This is a genomic window from Stenotrophomonas sp. OVS01A (assembly GCF_019969775.1).
Taxonomy (GTDB): domain Bacteria; phylum Pseudomonadota; class Gammaproteobacteria; order Xanthomonadales; family Xanthomonadaceae; genus Stenotrophomonas; species Stenotrophomonas indicatrix.
On the sequence record NZ_JAHXYV010000023.1, the window covers coordinates 1 to 438 of the forward strand.

Consider the following 438-nt stretch of genomic DNA (forward strand, 5'->3'; position numbering starts at 1 on the left):
TTACATGACTCGCTGGCGCAGTCGCTCTCGTTTTTACGCATTCAGCTGACCCTGCTGCGCCGCGCCGTTGATAAAGACGATAGCGCCGCCCATACCATTATCGCGGACTTCGATCAGGCGCTGGCCGAGGCCTATCGTCAGCTGCGTGAGCTGCTGACCACTTTCCGTCTGACCATTGAGCAGGCGGATCTGGTGGCGGCCATGCAGGCGATGATCGCCTCGCTGCAGGAGAAGAGCAGTGCAGAGATACACTTTAACTATCAGACCGGACTGCAGAGTCTGGAAGCACAACAGCAGGTGCATGTGTTGCAGATCGTCCGTGAGGCGCTGCTGAATGCGATTCGTCACGCCAGTGCGCAGGTTATCCGGGTGGATTATCAGCACAGTGAAAAAGGTGAGCACTTACTGACAATTACCGATGATGGCGTGGGGATGAAC

Annotated in this window: 1 protein-coding gene; it reads left to right on the forward strand. The window is 56.4% G+C overall.

What is annotated here, in order from left to right:
* The coding region (locus LC407_RS20830) for a histidine kinase (protein ID WP_223483532.1) at window positions 1–438 on the forward strand (438 nt) is incomplete at both ends.